General features: G+C 73.9%; 25 protein-coding genes and 1 pseudogene. 5 read left to right on the plus strand and 21 right to left on the minus strand.

All coding sequences use genetic code 11. The features are described 5' to 3' along the window. Nucleotides 1-17 precede the first annotated feature (17 nt). On the minus strand, nucleotides 18-776 hold the full coding sequence (locus ACFYXU_RS06320; RefSeq protein ID WP_329849847.1) for a phosphoglyceromutase: 759 nt from the start codon (nucleotides 774-776) through the stop codon (nucleotides 18-20). Nucleotides 777-901: 125 nt separating this feature from the next. Here ACFYXU_RS06320 and ACFYXU_RS06325 point away from each other — a divergent pair, with 125 nt between their 5' ends. Then, entirely contained in the window at nucleotides 902-2,275 is a 1,374-nt protein-coding gene (locus ACFYXU_RS06325; protein ID WP_389456677.1) for an MDR family MFS transporter, read from the plus strand. A gap of 1 nt (nucleotide 2,276) precedes the next feature. Here the strand turns inward: ACFYXU_RS06325 and ACFYXU_RS06330 are convergent, their stop codons facing one another. After that, entirely contained in the window at nucleotides 2,277-3,197 is a 921-nt protein-coding gene (locus tag ACFYXU_RS06330) for an MBL fold metallo-hydrolase (RefSeq protein ID WP_376509696.1), read from the minus strand. A 95-nt stretch (nucleotides 3,198-3,292) separates the two neighbouring features. On the opposite strand from ACFYXU_RS06330, the gene ACFYXU_RS06335 reads away from it, so the two are divergent. Continuing rightward, on the plus strand, nucleotides 3,293-4,342 hold the full coding sequence (locus ACFYXU_RS06335) for an AraC family transcriptional regulator (RefSeq protein ID WP_389456680.1): 1,050 nt from the start codon (nucleotides 3,293-3,295) through the stop codon (nucleotides 4,340-4,342). On the opposite strand, the pseudogene ACFYXU_RS06340 reads toward ACFYXU_RS06335, so the two are convergent. Together ACFYXU_RS06340 and mshA are read right to left on the minus strand one after the other, a co-directional pair. Then, nucleotides 4,320-4,805 (minus strand): annotated as a pseudogene (locus tag ACFYXU_RS06340) (YbjN domain-containing protein); the annotation flags it as partial. The gene ACFYXU_RS06335 and the pseudogene ACFYXU_RS06340 sit on opposite strands and share 23 nt — an antisense overlap. After that, nucleotides 4,798-6,165: a D-inositol-3-phosphate glycosyltransferase gene (gene mshA, locus ACFYXU_RS06345; RefSeq protein ID WP_389456682.1), complete on the minus strand. Its 1,368-nt coding sequence runs from the start codon at nucleotides 6,163-6,165 to the stop codon at nucleotides 4,798-4,800. The pseudogene ACFYXU_RS06340 and the gene mshA, both read right to left, overlap by 8 nt. A 270-nt stretch (nucleotides 6,166-6,435) precedes the next feature. Between mshA and ACFYXU_RS06350 the strand changes: the two genes are divergently transcribed. The 3 genes from ACFYXU_RS06350 (at nucleotide 6,436) to ACFYXU_RS06360 (ending at nucleotide 10,258) form a co-directional block, all read left to right on the plus strand. Further along, nucleotides 6,436-7,230, plus strand: a complete 795-nt coding sequence (locus ACFYXU_RS06350) for a class I SAM-dependent methyltransferase (protein WP_376509702.1) — start codon at nucleotides 6,436-6,438, stop codon at nucleotides 7,228-7,230. Between the two features lie 307 nt (nucleotides 7,231-7,537). Next, nucleotides 7,538-8,587, plus strand: a complete 1,050-nt coding sequence (locus tag ACFYXU_RS06355) for a C40 family peptidase (protein WP_361392748.1) — start codon at nucleotides 7,538-7,540, stop codon at nucleotides 8,585-8,587. Between the two features lie 459 nt (nucleotides 8,588-9,046). After that, nucleotides 9,047-10,258 carry a PP2C family protein-serine/threonine phosphatase gene (locus ACFYXU_RS06360; protein ID WP_376509704.1) on the plus strand — a complete coding sequence of 404 codons (1,212 nt, stop codon included), beginning with the start codon at nucleotides 9,047-9,049 and terminating at the stop codon, nucleotides 10,256-10,258. A 38-nt stretch (nucleotides 10,259-10,296) separates the two neighbouring features. On the opposite strand, the gene ACFYXU_RS06365 is transcribed toward ACFYXU_RS06360, so the two are convergent. The 17 genes from ACFYXU_RS06365 to ACFYXU_RS06445 all read right to left on the minus strand — a co-directional run bounded on the left by ACFYXU_RS06365 (nucleotide 10,297) and on the right by ACFYXU_RS06445 (nucleotide 24,355). Further along, nucleotides 10,297-10,641: a DUF2516 family protein gene (locus ACFYXU_RS06365; RefSeq protein ID WP_361392744.1), complete on the minus strand. Its 345-nt coding sequence runs from the start codon at nucleotides 10,639-10,641 to the stop codon at nucleotides 10,297-10,299. A gap of 89 nt (nucleotides 10,642-10,730) precedes the next feature. Beyond that, entirely contained in the window at nucleotides 10,731-11,282 is a 552-nt protein-coding gene (locus tag ACFYXU_RS06370; protein ID WP_376509706.1) for a hypothetical protein, read from the minus strand. 23 nt (nucleotides 11,283-11,305) lie between these two features. Beyond that, nucleotides 11,306-11,698: a helix-turn-helix domain-containing protein gene (locus ACFYXU_RS06375; RefSeq protein ID WP_389456685.1), complete on the minus strand. Its 393-nt coding sequence runs from the start codon at nucleotides 11,696-11,698 to the stop codon at nucleotides 11,306-11,308. 22 nt (nucleotides 11,699-11,720) lie between these two features. Next, complete coding sequence (locus ACFYXU_RS06380; RefSeq protein WP_389456753.1) at nucleotides 11,721-12,446, minus strand: 4'-phosphopantetheinyl transferase; 726 nt, start codon at nucleotides 12,444-12,446, stop codon at nucleotides 11,721-11,723. Between the two features lie 260 nt (nucleotides 12,447-12,706). Then, nucleotides 12,707-13,105 carry a PPOX class F420-dependent oxidoreductase gene (locus ACFYXU_RS06385; RefSeq protein WP_384562270.1) on the minus strand — a complete coding sequence of 133 codons (399 nt, stop codon included), beginning with the start codon at nucleotides 13,103-13,105 and terminating at the stop codon, nucleotides 12,707-12,709. Beyond that, nucleotides 13,105-14,052 carry an ACP S-malonyltransferase gene (locus tag ACFYXU_RS06390; RefSeq protein WP_389456687.1) on the minus strand — a complete coding sequence of 316 codons (948 nt, stop codon included), beginning with the start codon at nucleotides 14,050-14,052 and terminating at the stop codon, nucleotides 13,105-13,107. Before ACFYXU_RS06390 ends, ACFYXU_RS06385 begins: the two co-directional genes overlap by 1 nt. A gap of 25 nt (nucleotides 14,053-14,077) precedes the next feature. Further along, nucleotides 14,078-14,569 (minus strand): hypothetical protein, encoded by a 492-nt coding sequence (locus tag ACFYXU_RS06395; protein WP_361392736.1) that lies wholly within the window; start codon nucleotides 14,567-14,569, stop codon nucleotides 14,078-14,080. Further along, on the minus strand, nucleotides 14,566-14,946 hold the full coding sequence (locus ACFYXU_RS06400; protein WP_376509714.1) for a 3-hydroxyacyl-ACP dehydratase FabZ family protein: 381 nt from the start codon (nucleotides 14,944-14,946) through the stop codon (nucleotides 14,566-14,568). Before ACFYXU_RS06400 ends, ACFYXU_RS06395 begins: the two co-directional genes overlap by 4 nt. After that, nucleotides 14,943-16,472 (minus strand): MFS transporter, encoded by a 1,530-nt coding sequence (locus tag ACFYXU_RS06405; protein ID WP_376509716.1) that lies wholly within the window; start codon nucleotides 16,470-16,472, stop codon nucleotides 14,943-14,945. The genes ACFYXU_RS06400 and ACFYXU_RS06405 overlap by 4 nt, the downstream gene beginning before the upstream one ends. 30 nt (nucleotides 16,473-16,502) lie before the next feature. Further along, nucleotides 16,503-17,780, minus strand: coding sequence for a hypothetical protein (locus ACFYXU_RS06410; protein WP_361392732.1), 1,278 nt, complete (start codon nucleotides 17,778-17,780; stop codon nucleotides 16,503-16,505). Nucleotides 17,781-17,861: 81 nt separating this feature from the next. After that, complete coding sequence (gene fabG / locus ACFYXU_RS06415) at nucleotides 17,862-18,572, minus strand: 3-oxoacyl-ACP reductase FabG (protein ID WP_361392731.1); 711 nt, start codon at nucleotides 18,570-18,572, stop codon at nucleotides 17,862-17,864. Further along, the gene (locus ACFYXU_RS06420; RefSeq protein WP_376509720.1) at nucleotides 18,569-19,240 is read right to left on the minus strand and encodes an HAD-IA family hydrolase; all 672 of its coding nucleotides are present in this window, start codon (nucleotides 19,238-19,240) and stop codon (nucleotides 18,569-18,571) included. Before ACFYXU_RS06420 ends, fabG begins: the two co-directional genes overlap by 4 nt. Then, nucleotides 19,237-20,172 (minus strand): AfsA-related hotdog domain-containing protein, encoded by a 936-nt coding sequence (locus ACFYXU_RS06425; protein WP_376509722.1) that lies wholly within the window; start codon nucleotides 20,170-20,172, stop codon nucleotides 19,237-19,239. The genes ACFYXU_RS06420 and ACFYXU_RS06425 overlap by 4 nt, the downstream gene beginning before the upstream one ends. Beyond that, nucleotides 20,169-21,695, minus strand: coding sequence for an FAD-dependent monooxygenase (locus ACFYXU_RS06430; RefSeq protein ID WP_389407615.1), 1,527 nt, complete (start codon nucleotides 21,693-21,695; stop codon nucleotides 20,169-20,171). Before ACFYXU_RS06430 ends, ACFYXU_RS06425 begins: the two co-directional genes overlap by 4 nt. Beyond that, on the minus strand, nucleotides 21,692-22,828 hold the full coding sequence (locus ACFYXU_RS06435; protein WP_361392719.1) for a beta-ketoacyl synthase N-terminal-like domain-containing protein: 1,137 nt from the start codon (nucleotides 22,826-22,828) through the stop codon (nucleotides 21,692-21,694). The genes ACFYXU_RS06430 and ACFYXU_RS06435 overlap by 4 nt, the downstream gene beginning before the upstream one ends. Further along, a complete protein-coding gene (locus tag ACFYXU_RS06440) occupies nucleotides 22,825-24,081 on the minus strand; it encodes a beta-ketoacyl-[acyl-carrier-protein] synthase family protein (protein WP_376509724.1) in 1,257 nt (418 codons plus the stop codon). Before ACFYXU_RS06440 ends, ACFYXU_RS06435 begins: the two co-directional genes overlap by 4 nt. Next, nucleotides 24,071-24,355: an acyl carrier protein gene (locus ACFYXU_RS06445; protein WP_389456689.1), complete on the minus strand. Its 285-nt coding sequence runs from the start codon at nucleotides 24,353-24,355 to the stop codon at nucleotides 24,071-24,073. The genes ACFYXU_RS06440 and ACFYXU_RS06445 overlap by 11 nt, the downstream gene beginning before the upstream one ends. Nucleotides 24,356-24,357 lie beyond the last annotated feature (2 nt).

Consider the following 24,357-nt stretch of genomic DNA (forward strand, 5'->3'; position numbering starts at 1 on the left):
TCTTTCGTGGGTGAGGGCTACTTCTTGCCCTGGTTCTTGACCGCCTCGATGGCCGACGCCGCGGCCTCCGGGTCGAGGTACGTGCCGCCCGGGTTGAGGGGCTTGAAGTTCTCGTCCAGTTCGTACGAGAGCGGGATGCCCGTCGGGATGTTCAGGCCCGCGATGTCCTCGTCCGAGATGCCGTCCAGGTGCTTCACCAGCGCGCGCAGGCTGTTGCCGTGGGCGGCGACCAGGACCGTGCGGCCGGCCAGGAGGTCCGGGACGATGTTGTCGTACCAGTACGGGAGCATCCGCTCGACGACGTCCTTGAGGCACTCGGTCTGCGGGCGCAGCTCCGGCGGGATCGTCTGGTAGCGGGCGTCGTGGGCCTGCGCGTACTCGCTGTCGTCCGACAGGGCCGGCGGCGGGGTGTCGTACGAGCGGCGCCACAGCATGAACTGCTCCTCGCCGAACTCGGCGAGCGTCTGGGCCTTGTCCTTGCCCTGGAGGGCGCCGTAGTGACGCTCGTTGAGGCGCCACGAGCGGTTGACCGGGATCCAGTGGCGGTCCGCGGACTCGAGCGCGAGCTGCGCCGTGCGGATGGCGCGCTTCTGGAGCGAGGTGTGCAGCACGTCGGGCAGCAGGCCGGCGTCCTTGAGCAGCTCGCCGCCGCGCGTCGCCTCCTTCTCGCCCTTGGCGGTGAGGTTCACGTCCACCCATCCGGTGAACAGGTTCTTCTCGTTCCACTCGCTCTCGCCGTGGCGGAGGAGGATCAGCTTGTACGGTGCGTCGGCCATGCGTCCGAGCCTAATAGACCGCCGACGATTGACGCGCGTCGTCAATTCGCTGGCGTCCGACGTATGAGATGCGTAAGTTACGGAAGCCGGAAGCAGGGCTTACGTACAGCAGGGGGCGGCCTCACATGTCCATCGACGCGCTCAGAAGATCGGCTCGCGAGACGGTCTCCGGGCTCCCCCCGGGATTCTGGTGGCTGTGGCTGTCCACCCTGGTGAACCGGACGGGCGCCTTCGTCCTGACCTTCCTCTCCCTCTATCTGACCGTGGAGCTCGGGCACTCGGCCTGGTTCGCCGGACTCGTCGTCGCCCTCCACGGCCTCGGCGGCGTCGCGGGCTCCCCGCTCGGCGGCGCGCTCACCGACCGCTGGGGCCGCCGCCCCACCATGGTCACCATGCACCTCGCGGCCGCCGCCTGCGCCGCCGCCCTCGCCGTCGTCACCAGCGCCTGGGCCATCGCCACCGTCGTCCTCCTCATGGGCGTCGCCATGCAGGCCGTCCGCCCCTCCATCAACGCGACCATCGCCGACATGGTCCCCGCCCACGACGTGCGCCGGGCGTACGCCCTCAACTACTGGGCCCTCAACCTCGGCTTCGCCATCGCCTCCATCGGCGGCGGCGCGGCGGCCTTCCTCGGCTACCGCACCCTCTTCGTCGTCGACGCCGTCGCGACCACCCTCTGCGCCGTCATCGTCTTCCTCCGGCTCCCCGAGACCCGCCCCGAGGCCGCCGTCGACCAGCAGGGCGCCCCGGTCGCCGAGGCGAAGGTCAGCATGCTCACCGTGCTGCGCGACGCGCCCTTCCGCACCCTCGTCCTCCTCAACCTCCTCGTCTGCCTCGTCTTCACGGCCCCGTGGATCGGCCTGCCGCTCACCATGGCGGACCAGGGCCTGTCCCCCTCCTCGTACGGCGTCGTCATCGCCGTCAACGGCATCGTGATCGTCGGCTTCCAGCTGCTCGTCAACAAGCTGACCGACCAGCGCTCCCCGGTCCTCCTGCTGTCCCTCTCCGCGCTCCTCTTCGCCCTCGGCACCGGTGCCACCGCCCTCGCCGGGTCCTCCGTCGCCTTCGCCGCGACCGTCGTCGTCTGGACGGTCGGCGAGATGATCCACGTCCCGACGAACGCCGCCGCCACCGCGCGCCTCGCCCCCGAGCACGCCCGGGGCCGCTACCAGGGCGTGATGGGCATGTCCTGGGCCGTCGCCGGTTTCGTCGCCCCGATCGGCGCGGGCGCGATCGTCGACGGTCCGGGGCCCGACGTGCTGTGGGCGGCGACGGCCGCGATCGGCGTCGTCGCCGCGGTCGGGTACTTCACGCGGCTGCGGAAGGCGCTGACGGACGAGGCCGCGGTCACCGGCGCCGCCGAGCCCGTCACCACCGCCGACGCCGTCGCCGCCGTCGAACCCGGCGTGACCGTCGCGGCGGCCGAGCCCGCGGCGACCGTCGCGCCCGTCGAACCGGCCTCCGGCGCCACCGCCGCCAAGGACGCCGTCGGCGCCTGACTCACCCCGTCCCGTAGGCCGCCCACGCGGCCACCTCGAACCCCGTCCCGTCCCTGCGCACCTCGGCCGCGCCCGCCCCGCCGAAGTGCGCGGGGACGACCAGTTCCCGCGTGTCGGCGGCCCGTTCGAGGATCCGCCGGCGGCTGGCCGCCGCGCCCGCCGCGTCCAGGCAGAAGCAGCTCGCGCGCCCCGGGTCGAGGATCTGGAGGGGACTGTGCAGCAGGTCGCCCACGAAGACCGCCCGGTCGCCCCCGGAGGCGAGCCGCAGCACGGCGGAGCCCGGCGTGTGGCCGGGCGCGGACTCCAGGACGAGGTTCTCGTCGATGCGGTGCTCGCCGTCCCAGAGCGTCACGAGTCCCGCGCGGTGCACGGGCGCCACGCTGTCCTCGTAGATCAGCCGGTCGTCCTCCCGCAGGCCCCCGCCGTACCCGTTCGCCGGGCCGAAGTGGAAGTCGTCGGCGGCCGGCAGGAGGTACCGGGCGTTCGGGAAGGCCGGCGCCCACTCCCCCGACCCGTCGGCGTCGTACGTGTTCCAGCCGACGTGGTCGGCGTGCAGATGCGTGTTCACGACGACGTCGACGTCCTCGGGCCGGACGCCCGCCCGCTCCAGACGCCCGAGGAGACCGTCCCGGCGCCGGTGGAACAGCGGCATCCCGGGCCGCTCCCGCCCGTCGCCCACCCCGGTGTCGACCAGCACGGTCCGCCCGCCGCTGCGCAGCACCCAGGTCTGCAGCGCCATCACCGCGCTGTCGCCGTCCGGATCCCAGTGGTCCGGCGCCAGCCACTCCTCGTTGTCCTTCCACACCTCGGCCCCGGCGTCCGGGACCAGCGTGCGGGCGGGCCCGAACGGCCCCTGCCACTCGACGACCCGGAGGACCTCGACGTCCCCCAGGACGATGCTCTGCGCGCTCTCGTACGTCATGCGACCGACAGTAGGGCGGGGCCGGTGAGCCGCTCAATGCCCGATCCGCTCCTCCGCATGCGCGAGAGGCTCACTGCGGGGGTACGCTCCCCGGCATGGACGTGGTGAGCGACGCGATCGCGGCCGTACGCGTCGGGCGGCCGTCCTCCGACCGGGTGCGGGTCGCCGGACGCTGGTGCGTGCGGCTCGACCCGTACGAAGGGGCCGGCTTCCACGTCGTCCTCGACGGCAGCTGCTGGGTGCTCCCCGACGACGGCGACCCGGTCGCGCTCGGCCCGGGCGACGCGGTGCTGCTCCCGCACGGCACCGGGCACGTCATCGCCGACGCGCCCGCCGACGCGGAGACCCTGGCGGGGGCGATGCCCTTCGGCCGCTGGGCCGACGGAGGCCGCTCGGCGCGCCCGGCCGGCCCGCCCGGGACGGAAGTCAGCCTGCTGTGCGGCAAGTACCGTCTCGACCGCCGCCACGCGCACCCCCTGCTCGCGGAGCTCCCGGCGCTCGTCCACCTGCCGGCCCACGAGGGCGCCCCTCCCGAACTGCGGGCCGCCATCGGGCTCCTGGAGGGCGAGCTGGACGAACGGCGCCCCGGTTCCTCGCTGGCCCTCCCCGGCCTGCTCGACCTGCTCCTCGTCTACATGATCCGCGCCTGGACGGCCGGGGGCACGGCCGGGACGTGGCCGACGGCCCTGGGCGACCCGGTGACGGCCGCCGCGCTGCGCGCGCTGCACTCCGATCCGGCCGCGCCGTGGAGCATCGCCCGGCTCGCGGCCGAGGCGGGCGTCTCCCGCCCCACCCTGGCCCGCCGGTTCACCGCCCTGGTGGGCCGCCCGCCGATGGCCTACCTCACCTGGTGGCGGCTGACCCGCGCCGCCGCGCTGCTCCGCGACACCGGGGCGCCGCTGGCGACGGTCGCCCGGCGCGTCGGCTACGCCTCGCCGTACGCCCTGTCCCACGCCTTCCGCCGCGAGTTCGGCACGACGCCGGGGCGCTACCGGGACGGCGCCGTCAGCGCGCCTGCTTCCGGTCCGATCGGGGCGCCCGCGTCTGCGCCGGCTTCCCCTCCGATCGCGGCGCCGACTCCTGCTCAGGCGTCGGCTCCGACTCCCGCTCCCGCTGCCGGGTCGGCTTCTGCGTCAGGTTCCTGAACGCGTCGAGGTTGCGCGTCGACTCGCCGCGCGAGACCCGCCACTCGTACTCCCGCCGGATCGCCGACGCGAAGCCCAGCTCCAGGAGCGTGTTGAAGTCGCCGTCCGCGGCCTCCAGGACCGAGCCGAGCAGCCGGTCCAGCTCCTCCGGCGTGACGGCGGCCAGCGGCAGCTTGCCGGCGAGGTAGACGTCGCCGAGGCCGTCGACCGCGTAACCGACCCCGTACAGCTTCAGGTTCCGTTCGAGCAGCCAGCGGTGGACGCCCGCCTCGTTCTCGTCGGGGTGCCGGATGACGAAGGCGTTGAGGGAGAGGGAGTGGCGGCCCACCCGCAGCGACAGGGTGGTGAACAGCTTGCGCGTGCCCGGGAGCTTGACGACGTACGAGCCGGGCTCCGGGGACTCCCAGTCCAGCTCGGCGTCGTCGAACGTCTCCTCGATGATCCGCCGAACGTCCTCAGCCATGGTGCGAGCGTACGCGACGACGTGGCTCCCGCAGCCGGTGGTCGTGCATCGCCGCCGTGTACACGTCCGCCGTGCCCGAGGCCGCCGTGTCCCAGCCGAAGGAACCGGCGTGCAGCGCCGCCGCCTCGCCCATCCGGGCCGACAGCGACGGGTCCGCCACGAACCGGCCGAGGGCGCGGGCGTAGTCCGCCGGGTCGTGGCCCTGGACGAGGAGACCGGTCACCTCGTCCCGCACGGCCACCGGCAGCCCGCCGACCGCCGCCGCGACGACCGGGGTGCCGGCCGCCTGCGCCTCTATGGCGACCAGGCCGAAGGACTCGCTGTACGAGGGCATGACGAGCACGCTCGCCGCGCGGAACCAGTCCGCGAGGCGCTCCTGGCCCACCGGCGGGTGGAAGCGCACGATGTCGGCGATGCCGAGCCGGGCCGCCAGCTTCTGCAACTCCTCCGGCTTCGCCAGACCGCTGCCGCTCGGCCCGCCCACCACCGGGACGACCATGCGGGTGCGCAGCGAGGGGTCCTGCTCCAGGAGCCGGGCGGCGGCGCGCAGCAGGATGTCCGGGGCCTTCAGCGGTTGTATCCGGCCCGCGAAGACGGGGATGAAGGCGTCCTGCGGGAGGCCGAGGCGGGCGCGGGCGGCGGCCCTGCCGTCCCCCGGGCGGAAGTGGTCGAGGTTGACGCCCGGGTGCACGACCGCGATCTTGCCGGGGTCCGCCTCGTAGAAGCGGGCGAGCTCGTCGGCCTCCTCGGCCGTGTTGGCGATCAGGCGGTCGGCGGCGGAGACGATCTGGGTCTCGCCGATGACCCGGGCCGCGGGCTCGGGCGTGTCGCCCTCGGCGAGCGCCGCGTTCTTGACCTTCGCCATGGTGTGCATGGCGTGCACGAGCGGGACGCCCCAGCGTTCGGCGGCGAGCCAGCCGACGTGGCCGGAGAGCCAGTAGTGGGAGTGCACCAGGTCGTAGTGGCCGGGGCGGTGGCCCGCCCACGCCTGCATCACGCCGTGGGTGAAGGCGCAGAGCTGCGCGGGCAGCTCCTCCTTGGCGAGGCCCTCGTACGGACCGGCGTCCACGTGCCGGACGAGGACGCCCGGGACCAGCTCGACGACCGGCGGGAGGCCGCCGGTGGTGGCCCGGGTGAAGACCTCCACCTCGATGTCGATGGCGGCGAGCCGCTTCGCCAGCTCGACGATGTAGACGTTCATGCCGCCCGCGTCACCGGTGCCGGGCTGGTGCAGCGGCGAGGTGTGGACGCTGAGCATGGCCACGCGCCGGGGAGTGCGGTGCCGGCCGGGGAGCCGGAGCCTGGCGGGGGCCGGGTGCCGGTGCCGGGTACCGGCGAACCGGGACACGTACTGGCTCACGTCGGCGGTCCTTCCGCTCGGGGGGCTGAGCTGGCGGGCATGACAGGTGGAGGGCGCGGAACGTCCTCCAGCGGCGACAACGCCGGAATCACCCCTTTCATTTCCGGCGGGTGCGTGCTTTGCCAATTCGTTGCCGGGCGGGGGGCGGGCAGGCGCCGGGTGGGGGGCCGGGCGGGGGGTGCGGTCAGGGGCCGCGGGCGGGGCAGGGCCCGGACGGGGGCGCGAACGGGCCCGGGCGGGGGGCTCCCCCGTACCCCTTACGCTCGTCGCATGGCCCCGCGCACCACCCGCCCCGTCGGCACCCCGACCCGCGGGACCACCAACCCGAACCGGCTGCGCCGCATGGACCGCTGGATCGCCGCCGTCCACGGCCCCGCCCTCCGCCGCTCCCCCGAGCCGCCGCTCGCGGTCGACCTCGGATACGGGGCCGCCCCCTGGACCGCCGTGGAGCTCCTGGCCCGGCTGCGCACGGCCGATCCCCGCACCCGGCTGTACGGCATCGAGATCGAACCGGCCCGGGTCGAGGCCGCGAAGCCGTACGAGGGCGACGGGCTCTCCTTCGTGCACGGCGGCTTCGAGGTGCCGGTCCCGGGCCGGGTCGCGCTGATCCGGGCGGCGAACGTGCTGCGCCAGTACGACGAGGACCAGGTCGCCGCCGTCTGGGCGCGGCTGTGCGGGCGGCTGGCGCCCGGCGGGCTGCTGGTGGAGGGGACCTGCGACGAGATCGGGCGCCGGCACGTGTGGGTGGCGCTCGACGCGGCCGGGCCCCGCACGGTGACCTTCGCGACCCGGCTGGGCTCGCTCGACCGGCCCTCGGACCTCGCGGAGCGGCTCCCGAAGGCGCTGATCCACCGGAACGTGCCGGGCGAGCCGGTGCACGCCTTCCTGCGGGACTTCGACCGGGCGTGGGCGGCGGCCGCCCCGTACGCCTCGCTCGGCGCCCGGCAGCGGTGGATCCGCTCCGTCCGCGAGCTGGCGGCGGACTGGCCGCTGACGGACGGCCCGCGGCGGTGGCGGCAGGGCGAGGTGACGGTGCGGTGGGAGGCGCTGGCGCCGCGGGGGTGACTGCCGGGCTCCGGCGCCTCGGGGGTGACTGCCGGGTGAGGGCGGGCCTTTGGAGGCCCGGGTGACGGTGCGTCGGCCGGTCCGGCCCCCGCCCTCCCCCGCCCCGCGCGGGCGGCTCCGTCCCCAACTCCTGCTGAATTTCCCGTACGCGGGGAACGTCCCGCACGTCTCACTCGTCACCCGAGGGGGGATCAGGCCGACAGACCCCGGCCACCCCTGTCGCTTTGCGGTTTCGCATGGCACTATCGCCAGGTCAGCATCAAGTTACTGACGGTAAATCAGATGTGGGTCGCTCAAGGGGGAGCTTGTGAACCGACGCCGCCACGCCACCGCCGCGATCACCGTGATCTGCGCCTTGACCGTGCTGGCCTCCCCCGCACTGACCCTCCAGGCCTCGGCCTCGCCGCTCCCGCCTCCCCCGCCGAAGAAGAGCCTGGAGGAGGTGCGCGCGGAGATCGACGACCTGTACCGGAAGGCGGCCGTCGCCACCGACGCGTACAACCTCGCGGAGGAGAAGACCGAGGAGCAGTCCGCCGAGATCGTCCGGCTCGCCCGGATGATCGTGGACGGCCGCGAGAAGATCGACGACCTCAAGGCCAGGGCCGGCGCCCAGGCCCGCGCCCAGTACCGCAACGGCGGGCTCCCGGAGGGCGCGCAGCTCGTCCTCACGAACGACCCGCAGCTCTTCCTCGACAACGCCGGACGCCTCAAGGCGGGGGCCAAGGCGACCACCGACCTGCTGGGCGAGATGACCCGCGCGCAGGCCGAGTTGGACACGTACGCCAAGGACGCGGGCACCAACTGGACCAAGCTGGAGGCCAACCGCGTCAAGCAGGCCAAGGCGAAGAAGGAGATCAACGCCCGGATCGACGCGGCGAAGAAGATGGAGTCCGAGCTCGCCGCCGAGGAGCGCGAGCGGCTGCGGCGCCTGGAGGAGCAGGCCCAGCTCCGGGCCCAGACGACCTGGCTCGGCACCGGCGTCCTCGACGGCCCGAAGGAGGGCGCGACGGCCGACGGGAAGAAGGCGGTCGCGTTCGCCACGGCCCAGATCGGCAAGCCGTACGTCTGGGGCGCGGAGGGACCGGGCTCGTACGACTGCTCCGGGCTGACCCAGAGCGCCTGGGGCGCGGCCGGCCGGGGGATCCCGCGCACCTCCCAGGAGCAGTGGCGGCTGCTCCCGCACGTGGACGTCAAGGACATGCGGCCGGGCGACCTGATCGTCTACTTCAAGGACGCGAGCCACATCGGGATGTACGTCGGGAACGGGACGATCGTGCACGCGCCGCGCCCCGGGCGGAACGTGACCCTCGCGGGCGCGGGCTCGATGGAGATCCTCGGCGTCGTCCGCCCGGCGTGAGCCGGACCACCCCGGCGGCACCGGAGGCGTGACCCGGACCACCCCGGCGGCTCCGGGGGCGTGGGCCGGACCACCCCGGCGGCGCCGGGGGCGTGGGCCGGACCACCCCGGCGGCACCGGAGGCGTGGCCCGGACCACCCCGGCGGCCCCCGGTGCCTGACCGGCCGCCGCGTGACCTTTCTCATGGGCCGAAGGCCCCCGCGTGGAGCACGCGGGGGCGAGTACCTCCCCATCCGCGGCATATGCCAAGCGCGGCGCGCGCTCTCACAGGCTGATCACCATTCCGCTGCGCACCCCCCTACCGCTAGGGTCCGGGACGGGCGGGGCGCCACCCGGCGCCCTGCGCACCCTCGGGGGGAGGGAAGGAAACCCGGACCGATGCCCGTATCCGTACCGCGTCAGAGAAACGTCTCTGCCGCTGCGGGACCCGGCGCCGCCACTCCACTGGACGCCACTCCCATGACAGGCACAGTCACAGGCACCGACCGCACCGATCTCACTCTCCTGGTCGTCGAGGACGACCCGGCGGGTGCCCTCGCCGTGCCCGAACTGCTCGACGCGGCCGACGCCGCCGGCACCCGGGTCCGCATCCGTACCGCCCGGAACCTCACCGAGGCCGAGCGGCTCCTCACCGACGACGTGCACTGCGTCCTCGTCGACCTGTCGCTGCCCGGCCCCCGGGCCGACGACCCGCTCGCCCCGCTGCGGCACATCCTGCGCCTCGCCCCGCGCCACGCCGTCCTCGCGCTCGCGGCCTCCGCCGACGCCGACCTGGCGGCCGAGGCGGTACGCGTCGGGGCCCAGGACCACCTCTTCCGCGAGGAGCTCGACGGGCGGCTGCTCAGCCGCGCCATCCGGTACGCCGTCGAGCGCAAGCGGGCCGACGCCGTCCAGGTCAAGCTCGCCGAGTCCCGGCTGCGCGCCCAGGAGAACGCCCGCCTGGAGCGCGGCCTGCTCCCCACGCCGCTCCTGGAGGGCTCCGACCTGCGGTTCGCCGCGCACTACCGGCCCGGCCGCTCCCGCGCCCTGCTCGGCGGCGACTTCTACGACGTCGTGCGCACCCCCGACGGCACCGTCCACGCCATGATCGGCGACGTCTGCGGCCATGGTCCCGACGAGGCCGCGCTCGGCGTCGAGCTGCGGATCGCCTGGCGGGCCCTGACCTTCGCGGGGCTCTGCGGGGACGAGCTGCTCTCCACGATGCAGCAGGTCCTGGAGCACGAGCGGGAGAGCGAGGAGATCTTCGCGACCCTGTGCACCGTCGACATCGCGCCGGACGGGCGCCGGGCCGGCCTCTGCCTGGCCGGGCACCCCTCGCCGCTGATCGCCCGGCAGGGGCGGGCCGCCCGGCTGCTGCCGTACGACGACGGCGGCCCGGCCCTCGGACTGCTGCCGCGCGCCCGCTGGCCGCGCCGCCAGGTCGAGCTGGGCGGGGCGTGGAGCCTGCTGATGTACACGGACGGGCTCATCGAGGGCCGTTCCGCGGGTCCCGGCTCGCCCCGGCTCGGCCAGGACGGGATGGTCGGGATGATCGACCGGCAGCTGTCCGCGGGCCTGCGCGGCGAGGAACTGCTTCAGGCGGCCGTGACCGAGGTCCGGTCCCTGAACGGCGGCGAGCTGACGGACGACGTGGCCGTCCTGGCCCTGGAAAGGGACAGGACCCGGGGGTAGTCCCGGGTCCTGTCGTCGTTCTGCTGCGGGGCGGTCGGCTACCGGCCGCCGTTGTAGGGGCCGTACGGCCCGTCGCTGCTGGAGCCGCCGCCTCGGCCGCCCCGGCCGCCGCCGGAGACCTGCGCGAGGGCGGGGCGCACGTCCACCATGAAGACGATGGCCGCGATCAGCCCCGCGATCTGGAGGAAGAGCATCGGCAGCAGCAGGTTCAGGGCGAGGTTGATGCCCAGGACGATCAGCCAGAACTTCTTCGTCTGCTTCTCGGCGGCGCGGTAGGCGTCCTCGCGTGCCATGGCGGCGAAGACGAGCGCGGCGACGGCGAAGCCGGTGAAGACCAGGAAGATCACCAGGGAGAGAAGGGAGTCGAATCCCGCGCGCAACATGCTGAGCACCGCCTAGGGGGATGGAAGAGAGCGCCTCGCGGTCAAGGTACCCGGTACAACGCACCGGGTACCCGGAATGGTGCCCGGCCCTACTCCTTCTCGGCGGTGACGGCCGCCTTCTTCGCGGGCGTCTTGCGGGCGGCGGGCTTCCGCGGGGTGGCCTTGGCGGCCGCCGGGGCGGCCTCCTCCTCGGCCTTGGGCGCGGGCTCCGGCTCGACGGCCACGGCGATCTCGGTGATCTCCTCGGCGGCCTCGCCGCGCCAGGCGCGGACGGCCTCCTCCCCGTGGGCGGCGACCTCCTCGTACTTCTCGCGGGCCTTCACCGCGTACTCGGCGGCGACGCCGACGCCGCGCAGGGCCAGGTCCTGGGCGGTCTCACCGAGCTTCTTGAGGTCCGTGTCGAGGCTGCCGACGACCTCGGCGAACTTCGACTGCACGGTGGCCTGGGCCTCCTTGGCCTGCGTGGACACCTTCTCCTGGACGGCCTTCGGGTCGGTCTTCCGCACGGCGTCGATGCGGGCCGGCGCCTCGGCGGCGATCTGCTCGATCAGGCCGGGCACCTTCCGGGCCTGCTGGACGGCGAGGTCGGCGGTGCCGGCGGCGAAGTAGAGAGGGGTACGCAGTTCGTCGATGATGGCCATGCTGGTGTTCCTCCCGGAGATGACTACTGGCTCGAAGGCGGTGTGGCATCGGGTGCGGCGGCCGCCGTCTCGGCGGCGTTCTCCTTGCGGAAGGAGTCGTAGATCTGGAGCAGCACCTGCTTCTGCCGCTCGTTGATCGAGGGATCGGCCAGGATGACGGCCCGCGTCTCCAGCTCGTCCCGCTCCGCCTCGTCGAGGATCCCGGCCCGCACGTAGAGCGTCTCGGCCGAGATCCGCAGCGCCTTGGCGACCTGCTGGAGGACCTCGGCGCTGGGCTTGCGCAGCCCGCGCTCGATCTGGCTGAGGTACGGGTTCGACACGCCGGCGGCGTCGGCGAGCTGCCGCAGGGAGAGCTGCGCGGTACGCCGCTGCTCGCGGAGGTACTCGCCGAGATTGCCGACGTTGAGCGATGCCATGCCCCGACGATGCCAGCCTTTGCTAACTATTGCAAGCAGCCTGCTTGCAAGTGTCGTCTCCGGGGGGCGGCGTCCAGGGGGTGACCGTGTCCCCCGCCGCTCCCAGGGCGACGGCCGTCAGGGCCAGGCCCCCGGCGACCAGCCACCGGCCGTGCAGGGTCCCCACCCGGTGGCCCGCCACGTACGGGCCCGGGACGAGCAGGCGCGCGGTGAGCCGCCCGTCGGGCAGCAGGGTGATGTCCGCGCCGTCGAAGTCCAGCCACGACCGGGTCAGCGGGAACCACACCTTGTACACCGCCTCCTTCGCGCTGAACAGCAGCCGGTCCCAGTGCACCGACGGATCCGTGCGGGCCAGGCGCGCGTGGCGCGCGCGCTCGGCGGGCAGCGCCACGTACTCCAGGACGCCCGGCCGCAGCGGCCCGTGCGGCTCGGCGTCGATGCCGAGACCGGCCAGATCGGCGGACGCCGCCACCGCCGCCCCGCGGAAACCGGCGCAGTGCGTCATGCTGCCGACGAGCCCGCCCGGCCACCGCGGCTCGCCCTTCGGGCCCGGGAGGACCGGGACCGGAGGAACGCCGAGGTCCGCCATGGCCAGCCGGGCGCAGAGCCGCACCGTGTGGAACGCGGCGCGCCGCCCGGCCGCCGACCCGGCCACCACCGCCTCCTCCTCCGGGTGCGGGGCGACCGGCTCCCGGTCGTCGAAGCGCTCGGCGGCGGCCGCCCCTTCCGGCAGGATCCGCGCGAGCAGACCCGCGCCCCGCGCCGCCGACGGAAGAGGGGACGGCGGCACGGGGCCCGGTTCCGGTACGGGGGGCGGCGGCACGGCGCCCGGTTCCCCCGCTCGTACCGGTACGGGGCTGGTTTCCCGCGCTCGTACGGGTATGGGGCCCGGTTCCCGCGCTCGTACGGGCACGGGGCCCGTTTCCCCTGCCCGGGCCGGGACCACGAGCGGCGCCCGCACCGGTACGGGGGACGGTGCGGGCGCCTGTTCGGGGGGCTTCCGGGACGTCACTGGCAGCGGGCCGTCTCCGGCCGGACGACCAGCCGGACCCGGGTGAGGACGTCCGGCGGCAGCGCGCCGCCGAGCTCCCGGCCGTACCGGTCGGCGAGCCGCCGGAAGAACACGCCCTCGGTGTCCGGCTCGACCCGGAGCACCCGGCCCCGGACCTCCAGGTACCGGTACGGCCGCTCCGGGTCGTTGACCGACACCGACACCCGGTCGTCCCGCCGGACGTTCGCGTACTTGACCCGCGTCGTCGACGTCGAGAACGACAGCTCGCCGTCCTCCCACAGCACCCACATGGGGTTGACCTGCGGGGCTCCGTCCGCCCTCAGCGTCCCGAGATGGCAGAAGAGCGGCCGGGTCAGCAGGTCCTCATGGCTGGCGGGCACCACCTGCCGGGCCATCAGGCACCACGGCCGGCGAGGGCGGGCACCCGCTCCAGGTCGTCCGCCGCCCGCAGCGCCACCGCCGGGATCCCGGGCCGGGCCCGCTCGGCCAGCTTCGTCAGCGGCCCCGCGGGAGCCAGTTCGACGTGCACCGTCCGGTCCGAGGAGTCCCGGGCGATCGCCTCCGCGCACAGGTCCCAGCGGACCGCCGACGTGAGCTGGGCGACCAGCCGCCGCCGCAGGTCCTCGGGACCGGCCACGAACGCGCCGTCGCCGTTGCCCAGCAGCGCCGCGTCCGGGCTCCGCCACGGCGCCCGTGCCACGGCCTCGGCGAACTCCTCCCGCGCCGGGGCCATCGCCTCGGTGTGGAAGGCCCCGGCCACGTCGAGACCCACTACCCGCACGCCGCGCGGCGGCTCCGCGAGGAAGGACTCGGTCGCGGCCACCGGACCGGCCGCGACAAACTGGTGGCTGCCGTTCCAGTTGGCCACGGTCAGCCCCCCGGCGTGCACCGCCTCGACGATCGCCGCGTCCGGCGCGCCGTCCCGCTTGGACGGCATGCACGCCAGCATCCCCGTCGGGGCGTCCGCACACGCCGCCGACATGGCCCTGCCCCGGGCCCGGGCCAGGGCGACCGCCGTCTCCGGGGAGAGGTACCCGGCGCCCGCGGCGGCCGCCAGCTCGCCGACGGAGTGCCCGGCGTACAGCACCCGGCCGGGGGCCGCGCCGAGCCGGTCGCGCAGCCGGTCGAGCGACAGCAGCGCCGCCGCGGTGATCAGCGGCTGCGCGACCGCCGTGTCGCTCATCGCCGCGGCGTCGCGGCTGGCCGCCGCCAGGTCGAGCCCGGCGGCCTCCGACCACGCGGCGAGCAGGTCCGCCGCGCGCGGCGAGCCGTCCAGCCAGGAGTCGAGCATGCCTGGGCGGTGCGCCCCCTGTCCCGGCACGGTGATCACGTAGTCGTACATGACGTCTCGCTTTCTTCGGAGGAGGTCAGTCGCCGCTGCCCGCCGGGGCGAGCGCGTCCGCGGGGCGGCTCAGGGTGATCGCGCGCTCCACGGTGAGCACGAGCCGTCCGTCTCCGGTCCGGGAGACCCCGGAGAACACCGTGGTGTCCCCGTCCGTGTCGCCCCGCTCCACCTCGTGCACGAGGAGCTCGCCGGCCCGCACCGCGCCCTCGAAGCGCAGGTTGCGCGCCGAACCGAACACGAGCAGCCGCCCCGGCCCGCCGTCCCCGGCGTCGAGCGCGGCCAGCAGGCCGCACGCCTGCAGGAAGGACTCGAGGACGAGCGTCGAGGGGAGCCGGGCGGGCCGCGCCGATCCGGCGTGGCCGCCGAGCTCGTGCCCCGACACGGCCTTCACGGCCGTCAGCGCGCCGGGCCGGTGGTCCAGGATCCGGTCGACGTGGAGCGCCGGATGCCCGTACGGCAGCAGGTCGGCCGGGTCCGGATGGACGTCCGGACCCCGGTCCGGTCGGCCGGTCACGCCGCCCACCGCCAGGTCGCCGCGATCCGGGCGCACCGCCGGCCGCCGACGGTGCACTGCGTCGACGTGGACAGCAGGGGGCGGTCACCGGTGATCGTCGTGTCGAACCGCACCTCGTCCCCGGCCAGGACCGGGAGACTGAACCGGGCCGACTCGACGGACACCAGCTCGATCCCTCCGAGCTCGCCGTCCAGGTGCAGTTCGAGCATCTGCTGCACGCCCTCGATCAGGAACACTCCCGGGTACACCGTCAGCGTGGGGAAGTGCCCTTCGAGGTACGGGTCGTCGGCGCGCACCCGCTTGCGGGCGACGCAGCCGCCGTCCTTCGCCTCGACCGCGTCCACCGCGCTCAGCGGCATCTGCCGGGCGGCCGTCACCGCTTGCCGTCCCGGCGGAGCAGGACGAGCACGGCCACCACGGACACCGCGGCGAGCACCACGGAGACCCACATGACCTGGTGGAACGCCGAGGCGTGGGCCGAGGCCAGGGTGTGGGCCTGGTCCGGGTACTGGGCGAAGAGCTGCCCGACGTCGCCCGCGGCGAGCTCGTCGGCCGCGCGGGCGGCGTCCAGGCCCGCGGGCAGGGAGGCGTCCGCGAGCCGGGTGTGGACGAAGGACGCGACCAGCGCGACCACGACCACGGAGGCGAGGGACTCCGCGGCGAGCCGGATGGTGTTGAACATCCCCGCCGCCATGCCGGCCGAGGCGTTCGGCACGGAGCCGACCGCCGCACCGTCCATGACCCCGTTCAGCACCCCGACCCCGGCGCCGGTGACGATCAGCGGGACCGCGAGCACCCACAGGGCGCTGTCGCCCTCGGCGAAGGTCAGGCCGAACGCCCCGGCGCCGATCAGCGCGAGGCCTCCGGCCAGGATCAGCCGCAGCGGCACCCCCGCGGCGCTCAGCCTGCCGGACACCATCGGCACCAGGAAGATCGGTACGGTCAGCAGCAGGATCCGCAGACCGGCCGCGCCGTTCCCCAGGCCGCCCACGCTGAGGAGGAAGGCGGGGAGCAGCAGGAGCAGGCCGATGAAGCCGAACGCGAACTCGATGTTGACCAGGTTCACCGTCAGGAACTGGCGGTCGGCGAACAGGCTCATCTCGAACATCGGGTTGCCCGTGCGCCGCTCGTGGACGACGAACAGGGCGAAGGCCAGCACCGCACCCGCGAACAGGGCGATCGTGGTCCCGGCGGCCCACCCCGACTGCGGGCCCTCGATCGTGCCGATCGTGAGCAGCAGCAGCGCGACGGTGAACAGGCCCGCACCGGCGAAGTCGAACCGGCTGCCGCCCTGGTTGCGGGACTCCCGCAGGGCGAGCGAACCGAGCAGGCCCAGCGCCACGATCACGGCGTGGAAGCCGAACACGGCCCGCCAGTTCAGGAGTTGGGCGATCACGCCGCTGATGGTGGGGCCGAGGGCGAGGCCCGCGCCGATGACGACGCCGACGAGGCCGAAGGCCTTGGCCCGGGCGGGGCCGTCGAAGGCGTTGGCCACGATGGCCGTCATCGACGTGACGATGGCACCGGCGCCGATCCCGGCGGCGGCCCTGGCCACGTCGATGACGAGGGTGTCCTGCGCCAGGACGGTGACCAGCAGCGACACCAGGTAGAGGCCGGCGCCGACCCGGAAGACCCGGCGCCTTCCGTACTGGTCGGCGAGCACGCCGGTGGCGAGCATGGTGCTCGCCGCGGCCACGTTGTAGGCGTTGACCACCCATTGGAGCGGGGCCAGGCCGCCGCCGAGGTCGGTGCCGATCCCGGGCAGCAGCAGCGGCGTACCGCTGACGCCCAGGGGGACGATGACGACCGCCACCGCCGCGACCGCGAGCACCAGCCACGAGGGGGTGCCGGGTGCGCGGGTGTCGTCGGTGCCCGTGTGGAGGACGGACTCCGTGCTGGTCACTGTGGAGCTCCCTGTCTGTGACGGGTGGGCTTACGCGGCGAGCGAGCTCGCGAAGGAGGCGAGGGCGCGCACGAGGGAGTTGGCGGGCAGATCGGCGAAGAGCACGTCGTGGTGGCTCAGCGCCTTGTCCTCGACGAGGTCGAGGCGGCTGATCGCCGACAGCTCGGCCAGTTCCTTCGCGGCCTCCAACGAGGAGCCGTCGGTGAACGCGGAGGCGTAGGCCAGGACCGGGAGGTCGATCTCCGCGGCGTGCGTGTTGCGCAGGCCGAGGAGCTCGGTGATCTCGCTCTGCCGCAGCGGGTCCGCGGCGATGAGGTCGAGCAGCGTGCGGCTCAGGGTGCGCCACTGGAAGGCGCCCGCGCCCAGGGAGTGGGCGTGCGCGACGGTGCCGAGGCGGGTCGGGCCGTCCTGCACCCAGTCGCCGTTCTCGAAGCGGCCGGCGGTCACCCCGTATCCCGGCTTGGCGTTGCCCAGGTTGACCAGGGCGGCGAAGACCTCGTGGTTGGTCGGCGAGGACGGCACCGGGTAGCGGTCGGGCAGATGGGCCGCGAGCGGCGACACGGCGGTGGGCTGCTCCAGGAGGGCGCGCGACGCCAGCTTGTAGAAGAGCGCGGCGGACTCCGGCGGCCCGTCGAAGCCGAGGGTGGCCGAGGTCGAGGTGTCCGTCTCGAAGACGCCGCCCGCGCGGATGCCGGCGAGCCAGCCGCGCGCGGTGTCGAGGTCGATGCCGAACTCCATGCCCGCGCCGCGGAAGGCGTTCAGCGCGCCTCCGTCGACCAGGACCAGGCCGTCGACGCCGCGGTGGCCGGCGACGCCGTCGAAGTCCCAGGCCGCGTAGTGCACGACCTCGGCGGCGCCCACGGAGTGCCCGCCGAGCAGGACCTTGCGCCCGCCCTCGGCGGCGGCCGCGACCGCGACCCGGAGGTCCTCGACGAGGACCTCCAGGCCCCACTCGGCGTAGTCGGCGAGGTGCGCCGCGTCGGGGCCCTGGTAGCGGCCCTCGAGGTAGTAGGAGACGGCCTCTTCGAGGGGCGCGTCGGCCTGGGAGGTGTCGGTGAGGAACGTCTCGCGACGGTCCATCGCCCAGAACTGCACGCCGGGCGCGACCGCGGCGACGGTCCGGCCGAGGGCGGTGAAACCGGCGGCCGCGCCCTCCTTGCCGCCGAGGAAGAGGATCACGGTGGAGGCGTCGGGGTCGCCGATCTTCAGCAGGCCGATCCGGGCGTCGGTGCCGGGTCCGGCGGTGACCGGCAGGGTCACGTACTCCTCGCGCCAGGGGTAGTACGAGGTCGTCCGGGCTGTGGTCATGACAGGGTGTCCCTTCGCTGGGTACGGGTTCGGGGGTGCTGCGGGCGGGGCGTGCGGGGGTGCCGCGGGAGGGCGGGAGGGTCAGAGACCCATGCCGATGCCGCCGCCGATGGGGATCGAGGCGCCGGTGATGAAGGCGGCCTCGTCGGAGATCAGGAAGCCGACCAGGGCGGCGACCTCCTCGGGCGTGCCGGTGCGGCGCAGCGGCGTCTGGGAGACGACCTGGTCGCGCCGCTTGTCCGTCAGGCCGGCGATCATCTCGGTCTCGATGAGGCCGGGGAGGACCGCGTTGGCGGTGATCTTCGCCCGGCCCAGCTCCCAGGCGAGGGAGCGGGTCAGGCCGATCAGGCCGCTCTTGGAGGCGGAGTAGCTGGTCTGTCCCGGCGAGCCCCACATCCCCATGACCGAGGAGACGAACACGATCCGTCCCCACTTGTTGGCGACCATGTCGGACACGGCCTCGCGGACGACGTTGAAGGCGCCCGTCAGGTTGGTGTCGAGGACGCCGGCCACGTCGTCGGGGGCCTGGGACATCAGCAGCCCGTCCTGGGTGATGCCCGCGCTGCTGACGATGACGTCGATCTCGCCGAGCTCCTCCCGGGCCTCGCGGACCGCGGCGGCCACCGACGCGGGGTCGCGGACGTCGCAGTGGACGAACGAGACGCCGTCCACCTCGGGACGGGTGCTGCGGTAGGTGCCCACGACGCGGTAGCCGCGCTTGGCCAGGTCCCTGGCGATGGCCTCACCGATCCCGCGGTTGGCCCCGGTGACAAATGCCGATCGCGAGCTCATCGCGCCACTTCCTCACTCTTCGCTGTGGCGTCGCGCACCATCGAGTCGATGTGCGCGATCGCGGATTGCGTCGCGTCCCCGCCGGAGAGCACACCGCTCCAGCCGGCCCGCCGGGCGCCCTCGACGTTCTCGGGCAGGTCGTCGACGAGGACGTTGAACCGGGGGGCGAGGCCCGAGCGGGCCTCGGCGAGACGGAACATCTCCCCCTCGGGCTTGCGGGTCCCCACGTCGCAGGAGAGCAGCGCCGCGTCGAAGGCGTCGGCGACGGACGGGAAGGAACCCAGATGGCCGCTCCACTCGGCGGGCATGTTGGACATGAGCCCCACGAAGGCGCCCGCCGCCCGCCACTCCCGCAGCGCCGCCACCCAGGCCTCGTCGACCCGCCGGTCGCTCCACCAGCGCGGGCCGAAGTCGGACAGGTCGGTGGCGATGCCGAAGCGGTCGAGCAGCTCCCGCTCGATCTCGCCGGTCCAGCGGCGCTCGTCGAGGACGCCGGAGTCGAGGACGGCCATGCCGTCCGGGCAGCCGTGCCGCTCGCCGATGGAGCGCAGGCACCGGAGGATCTGCGCGGGGGTGAACTCCCGCCCCTCGCAGAACCGCCGGACCCCTTCGGCGAGGGGAGGGGTGAACACGCCGCGGAAGTCGCTCCAGATCGCGAGGCCCGTCACGACGGCCTCGCCATCTTCGTCAGCTCGAACCACATGCGGGTGACGACGGAGTCGTCCTGCCGGGCCTGCACCTCGACGTTGTCGCCGTACCGCCGGGCGACGAGCGCCGTCTGGGTGTCGAGCTCGGCGAAGCCGGGGAACTCGGCGCGGCAGCCGCTGATGATCCAGTCGACCGCCCGGTCCGTGCACGCCAGGGCGAGCTGCCGGCCCGCCTCGATGAGCACCATCGCGGGGTAGTGGTCGTAGTCGTGGTCGAAGAGGCTGGCGTTGGCCAGGTCCGCGTCCAGGATCGCGGTGGCGCCCTCGCCGGTCCCCCGCAGACCGGCGAGGACGACGTTGGCGGTCTGGGTACGGCCGACCCGCTCGGGTTCGGCCATGTCGCGGTGGCGCCGGAAGGTGGCCCGCAGCGCGGCGGTGGTCGGCGCGGCGGAGCCGTTGCGCTGGTAGGCGCGCAGGTCCGGGTACCGGCCCTGGGCCACGCCCTGGACGGCCATCCGCGCGTGCAGCACCGGCCGGTCGGAGCCGTCGACGACGGCCTCCTGCGAGTAGACGATCTGCTTCGGCGAGCCGTCGCCGCGCAGCCGCATCTCGTCCATGGAGGTGGTGATGACCAGCTCGCCGGTGGAGTTCAGCAGCACGTCGACGTCGCTCAGCCGGACGTCGATCGAGTTGAAGAACGCCGCGACGCCCAGCGGAAGGCCCTCGAACCGGTGGGCCGCGCTGATCGCCGCCTGCCGGCACGCCTCGGTCATCAGCAGCAGGTCGAGCCGGTGCCGGCCGTGGTGGTCCAGGTAGTAGGTGCTGATGTCGGTGGTGACCGTCGTGGTCTGGTAGCGGTGCTCGGCGTCCCAGCTCGGCGGGGAGACCAGGATCTCCCTCGGGTGGGCGCGGTGCACCAGCTCGCGCGAGGTGCGTTCGACAGCCGTGGTCATGAGGTGCTCTCCCCCCTGCCGGGAGCGGTGTCGGGTAGGAAGGCGGCCACGATCCCGTCGGGGCGTACGACACAGGTGACGCGGCGGCTGATGCCCAGCGCGGACTTCAGCGCGGGACCGGTGAGCGAGACGGTGCCGGATCCGGTCCCGCCGACGGCGGCGGCGTGCCGCACCTCCGTGGGGCGGCCCGAGGCGCCGGCGGGGTCGAACTCCAGGGTGATCGGCCCGGTCGTCGGCAGCAGGTCGTGCAGACGGGTCCCGCCGCCGCCGGTGGGGATCTCCACGTTGGGCAGCCGGGCGTGGCTGCGCAGGACCCCGACGGCCTTCGGACGCGCCTGCCCGGGGGCCGGTTCGTACCGCTGGGTGATCTGGGTCTGCCGGGGGATGACCACGCGGTCCAGCAGTCCGGTGCGCTCGGCCCCGTACAGCACGACGTCCCGCAGGCGGCGGCGCAGTCCGCGCACCCCCCACAGCCGGGTCTGGAGGTCGGTGTCGCGCAGGACGTTCTCGACGACCTGGTGGCGCTCGTCCGCCCACTGGGTGAAGAGGCGGTCCGTCTCCGCGGCGGACACCGGGGTCCGGCCGATCGTGCCGAGACGCCAGGCGAGGCCGGTCGCGTCCTCCACACCGGTGTTGATGCCCTGCGCGCCCGCCGGACTGTGCGCGTGCGCCGCGTCCCCGACGAGGAACACCCGGTCCTGCCAGACCCGTTCCGCCGCCTTGCGGTGGATCCGGAACCGGCCGGCCTTGTGTCCGTCGAGGAACCGCACGGGGACCGGCGACCGCTGGTCCACCACGCGGGCCACCGTGTCGACGAGCTCCTCGCCCTCCGGGATGTCGCGGGGCGCGCTGATGAACGCGCGCCACTGGCGGTCCGGCAGCGGCACCATGACGAGCACACCGGTGTCGGTCATGAAGTAGTGCGCGGAGTCGGTGGCGAGCCCGGTCTCGCAGGGGCCGTCCGAGAGCAGGAACGTCTGCTCGTACGTCTGGCCCTCGAAGTCGATCCCGGCGGCGGCGCGGACGGAGCTGTGGACGCCGTCCGCGCCGATCACCCAGTCGTACGTCTCGTCGCCCGTGGTCCCGGTGCCCAGGTCGGCGAGGGTCACGGTCACCGTCCCCGCGTCCTGCCGCAGACCGGTCAGCTCCGTGTGGGCGCGGACCGAACCGCCGAGTTCGGCGAGCCGGTCCCGCAGGACGCGCTCCGTGGCGTGCTGCGGAATGGCCAGGGCGTACGTGTACTTGGTGTGCCGGAGCCGGCGGAAGGTCATGCTGGCGACCCGGGTGCCGTTGGAGTGGTAGTGCTGGCCGGTGAGCGGGTGGCCCGCGGCCAGCAGCCCTTCGGCGACGCCGAGCCGCTCGAAGATCTCCAGGGCGCGCGGCCACAGGACCACGGCCTTCGGGTGGGTGTGCGGGGCGGCGGACTTGTCGACCACCGTCACCGGCACGCCCTGGAGCCGTAAGGAGACGGCCGCGGCGAGACCGGCCGGGCCGGCGCCGACGATCAGGATCCGGGCGCTCATGCCGCGGCCCCGATCCGCAGCACGGCTGCGCCGACGGCACCGGAGATGTCGATGCCGGTGATCAGCGCGGTGTCTCCGGGGCGTCCGGCCGCGAGGGCGGCGGCGACCTGGAGGGCGCCCAGGGCGCTTCCGCACTCGCCGAACGCCGCGCGGACGTCGACGCGGGGGGCGGCGAACCCGGCGAGGGCGGCCTGCTCGGCCTCCGCGAGGACCGTTCCCTCGGCACCGGGCAGGACGAGGCCGACGGCGGTGTCGTCCACCCCGGCCCGCCGGAGCACGCCGGCGGTGACGCGGCGCAGGGCCTCGGCGTATCCGGCGTCCGTCCGTACGGGGGCGAAGCCCACCGCGCAGGCGGCGACGGTCGCGAGGGCGGGCGCGTCGCTGAGCCCGTCGGGCTCCAGCGCGAACACGGCGGCGGCCTCGGCGACGGGCACGGTGTCGTGCACGATCTTCTTGGACCGGATGCCCCAGGCGGTGTGCGGGGACAGCTCCTCGACCCCGCCGACCAGCATCCGCTGCCCGTGGCCCCGGTCGATCAGCCGGGACGCGTACTGGAGCGCCGAGACGGCACTCAGGGAGCCGTTGGCGAGCGTCGAGTTCGGGCCGCGGAAGCGGTGCCAGATCGCGACCTGCGCCGCGCAGCAGTTCATCGTGGTGTTGGGGAACTGGGCCGGGTTGATCAGATCGATGCCGGCCCCCTCGATCACCCGGGAGTCCAGCTCGATGCTGCTGCGGAGACTGCCGACCATGCTGCCCATCGCGACACCGGTGGACAGCCAGGAGTCGTCGGTGATCCCGGCGCTCTCGGTCAGGGTCCGCTTGAGCCGGGCGCTGGCCGCGAGGCCCAGGGCGGTGGTGCGGTCGATGTTCTTCGTGCCCTTCTTGGGCACGAAGTCGGTGATGTCGAAGGACGGAACGGCCGAGACCGAGCCGGGAATCCCGACGTAGTCGGCGGCGTCGGCCCGCGGCGGCTCGTTCAGCGGAAGGTCCTCGGACGGGGAGGCGCCCAGGCGCTCCCGCACGGTCTCCAGGCCGAGCCCCGCGACGGACAGCACGGAGATGTCCGTGATCCGCGGTTCATGGGTCCGGGTCGTCACTGCGGTCCGGGTCGTCACTGCGGTTCGGGTCGTCACTGCGCCTCCCCTGCCAGGGCGGGCACGGGCTGGTCCGCGACGGCGCCGAAGATCGTGATCGCGTTGTTCCCGCCGAACGCGAAACCGTGGTTCTGGGCGACCCGCACCCGGGCGGCACGCGCTTCCCGGGGGACGAAGTCCATGTCGGGGCCGAGGTCGGGATCGGCCTCCTCCAGATTGATCGTGGGCGGCAGGAAGGAGTCCTCGATCGCCTTGCAGCAGGCGATCGCGCCGAATCCGCTCGCCGCGCCCATGGTGTGCCCGAGCATCGACTTGATGGAGCTCATCGGCGGGTGCGCGGCGCCGAAGACGCTCCGGGTGGCGGTGACTTCGGTGACGTCGTTGGTCGGCGTGCCCGTGCCGTGCGCGGAGATGTAGTCGACGCTGCCCGCGTCGATCCCGGAGTGGGCGTGGGCCCGGCGGATGCAGTCGGCGATGCTGTCGGCGTCCGGGTGCACGATGTGGTGGGCGTCGCAGGAGAGGCCGTATCCGAGGAGCTCGGCGTAGATGTGGGCGCCCCTGCGGGTGGCGTGCTCCAGTTCCTCCAGCATGAGGACCGCGCCGCCCTCGGCGGTGACGATGCCGGTGCGGTTCCGGTCGAAGGGCCTGCCGACCCCGTCGGAGATGGCTCCGAGGCTGAGGAACCCGGCGTGGGTGAAGCGGTTCACGCTGTCGGCGCCGCCGGCGAACATGACGTCCGCCTCGCCCGAGGCGATCTTGTCCCCGGCGCTCCCGATCGCGTAGTTGGCCGCCGAGCAGGCCGTGGGGATCGTCATCGTCTCGCCGTGGAGGCCCAGTTCGACCGAGACGGCGGCGGCGATGTTGCCCGCGGGGAGCAGGCTGACCAGGTCGGCGTCCATGAGGCCGGGTCCCCGGTCCAGCCACTGGCCGGTCAGGGTGTCGACCGTGGGCGCCTCGCCGTTGGTCGTCCCGATGATGGCTCCGGTCGCCGACCGCAGGTCGTCGGTCAGCTCGATCCCGGAGTCCCGTAACGCGAGCCGGGCCGCGGCGGCCGCGATCTGCGCGGTCCTGCCCCACTCGGCCGGGGCGATCGTCTCGACGATCCCGCCGGGCTCGAAGTCGTGGACCTCGCCGCCCAGGTGGCGGTCGAAGTCGCCGCTGTCGAAGGAGCGGATCTCCGAGATCCCGCTCCGGCCCTGTTTGATTCCCTCGGTGAATTCCTCGACGCCGGTTCCGATGCTGCTGACGCAGCCGATTCCGGTGACGACCACGCGCCGCGCACTAGGCCTCATCGGAGGTCTCCTCGTCGGTGCGGAGCTGGATGATCCGCCGGACCATCTCGTCGACGGTCCGCAGGTCGCCGACCTCCTCGCGCGGCAGGCGGATCGCCAGTTCCTTGTTCACCCGCGCGAGGACCTGTATCAGGCCGAGGGAGTCGGCCTCGTACTCCTCTATGAGGTTGGCGTTCATGTCCACCTCGTCCGGCTCGACGTCGAGTTCGAGTTCGTCGACGACGATCTCCAGCGTGACGCGCTTGATCGTTTCTTCGCTGAGCTTGGTTTCCACTG

The sequence above is a fragment of the Streptomyces sp. NPDC002232 genome, assembly GCF_042890295.1.
Lineage (GTDB): Bacteria > Actinomycetota > Actinomycetes > Streptomycetales > Streptomycetaceae > Streptomyces.